At 37.4% G+C, this 2,412-nt stretch carries 4 protein-coding genes; 3 read left to right on the forward strand and 1 reads right to left on the reverse strand.

Annotated features, from left to right (window positions below):
• The 3 genes from CBG25_RS13045 to CBG25_RS13055 all read left to right on the forward strand — a co-directional run.
• The coding region (locus tag CBG25_RS13045) for an integrase core domain-containing protein (protein ID WP_290603686.1) at positions 1–603 on the forward strand (603 nt) is incomplete at its 5' end.
• A gap of 115 nt (positions 604–718) precedes the next feature.
• A complete protein-coding gene (locus CBG25_RS13050) occupies positions 719–1,069 on the forward strand; it encodes a hypothetical protein (protein WP_290607134.1) in 351 nt (116 codons plus the stop codon).
• A 348-nt stretch (positions 1,070–1,417) separates the two neighbouring features.
• Positions 1,418–1,939: a hypothetical protein gene (locus CBG25_RS13055; protein ID WP_290607136.1), complete on the forward strand. Its 522-nt coding sequence runs from the start codon at positions 1,418–1,420 to the stop codon at positions 1,937–1,939.
• A gap of 101 nt (positions 1,940–2,040) precedes the next feature.
• Here CBG25_RS13055 and CBG25_RS13060 read toward each other — a convergent pair.
• A partial coding sequence (locus tag CBG25_RS13060; protein ID WP_290603757.1) for a transposase occupies positions 2,041–2,412 on the reverse strand: 372 nt, incomplete at its 5' end.

Genomic DNA, 2,412 nt, shown 5'->3' on the forward strand with positions numbered 1-2,412 from the left:
AAGAAAGCACAGGATGATGAAGCCAGTGGTGAGATTGAAACAGCACATCCGGGTTACCTGGGGTCGCAGGACACTTTTTATGTTGGTCATTTAAAAGGTGTTGGTCGTATCTACCAACAAACTTATATTGATACTTACTGCAAAGTCGTTCATTGTAAACTTTACACAACGAAAAGTTCGATAACTGCTGCGGATTTATTAAATGACAAGGTTCTGCCTTTTTATGCCCAACATGGATTACCGATATTACGTATACTGACGGACAGAGGTAGTGAATATTGTGGTAAAGTTGAGCATCACGATTATCAACTTTATCTGGCTATCAACGATATTGATCACACAAAAACTAAGGCACGCTCGCCTCAAACTAATGGAATTTGTGAACGTTTTCATAAAACCGTATTACAAGAGTTCTACCAGGTAGTTTTTCGTAAGAAAATCTACGGTAATTTAGAGGAATTACAAACTGATTTAGATAAATGGTTAGAGGAATACAATAACCAGCGTACTCATCAAGGAAAAATGTGTTGCGGTCGAACACCCATAGCAACTTTACACGATGGAAAACAAATTTGGAGAGAAAAAGATTTAAATCAAATTTAGCCTGACAGATACTGTATAAATAACCGGTAACTGTCAGATCAAGTCTGAGCTACTACAAGCACCAGAACTCTTAACCGACAACGACACACGTAATCTGGCTCATCTGGTTTGGAGCATGGCAAATGGCTTTCGATTTGAGAAAGCATGGACGCAAGGTATCTGGTATGCTCTCCGTCATGCGACAGGAGTCGCATCGCCTCAACATTTCGAAGTTAATCAAATAGCAATAATTGCAGAAGAATGTCGCCGGATTTACGGCATTACCAGTACGCTTAAATCCGCTATTTTTAATGTTGAAAAACAAGTTATTCGTCGTCTACTTCGCCATAAGGAAGATGTCGAGACCGCACTTCGTGAAATGCAGCAACTGCTAGAAGCCAGTACTCACGAGCACAATAGCGTCATGACTCACTCGCTTGAAAAATGGCAACAAGCTAATGTTAACAATTTGCTTCGACGTTGCTAATATGATGCCCCAGTAATGGGGCTAATTGTTACTTATAAAGCATAAAATATATGAAAAAGATAAAAAAATAATATTAACTATATCATTCTATTATTAATTTTTTTGATATCAATATTTCTGAATATTTTTGTTTTTGAAGAAGATTCTAGAGTCCCTCATGTATCTACTTTTACTATTCTCTTAATAACCTTTATATTAATTATTAGTAATAGCAAAATAAAAAAGCTCATCGGGATATTTCTTTTATTTTTAATTAGTTTAAAAATTATTTATTCGTTCTATTCTAATGGGAATATAACAATATCCGTACTTCAATCAATGCTTGAGACCAACATAAAAGAAGTATTATTGATGCTATATGGGTTATTTTTACAGTTAATTTTACCTTCATTGATTTTAACAATAGCCTTATTCTATTTTCTAAATAAAATAAAAAAACACTTAAGTAGTAATCGTTCATTTTTATATATAACGCTACTTTTCTCTTTTTTAACTATTGCATTAACGCTTGTTGACATAAAAGATGAATACAGATTGATTCCTAATATCAAAGAAGATAAAAGAGAGCTTGGTGTTTTCTTACACCATAAAATACCTTTAGTGTTTGGCGATGCAGCTTATTTACTCATTGCCTCATATGGTGATAGCGAATATTCAGATACCCGTGAAATAGAGAAATTAAACAATTCCATAGTCTCAAAGAAAAACAACGATAATAAAAATATTATATTGATTATGGGAGAGTCCTCATTATTCTCACGTTACAGCGCATATGGTTATCCTTTAAATACAACTCCTCATATGGCAAAAATCTTCTCTACAGAAGATGCCTGTATAGGGCACCTCGAAAAACTCAAGATTTTCAATTAACCCTTGGCTTTCATTCTAAATAATTAGATTTTTTTTGATTATCACGCTACTGATTCTATCGCACATTGCCCTGGCTAGGGCCATTTGACCCATTCTGGGCGTCAGAAAGCCACGATGCACGCGCTCTGGAAGTACGCCAACCGCTTTAGGTTGTAACATGCTGCCATCATCGTCATGGCAAAATTAGCGCGCACCTGTCCAATGGTGCGGATCAGTTTTCTACCCATTTGTTCCATCGCCGCAAATGCATGTTCAACCCGTGCCCTAGTCTTTGCAATCCTGTGGTTTCGCCCTTGCTGAGTCTTGGACAACGGTTTGTTTCGATGGCCTTTACGCTGAATCTGGCTCCTATAGCCGTTTGCCTTCAGCCAAGCTTCCCGCTCCGCAGAGGGATAGCCTCGGTCGGCGTAGATATTGCGATTGGTGTTGGCCTTGTCAATGACCCTTTCGAAATGCTGACTGTCGTGGGTGCT

Source organism: Arsenophonus sp. ENCA, assembly GCF_002287155.1.
In the GTDB taxonomy this organism is placed as follows: Bacteria; Pseudomonadota; Gammaproteobacteria; order Enterobacterales; family Enterobacteriaceae; genus Arsenophonus; species Arsenophonus nilaparvatae.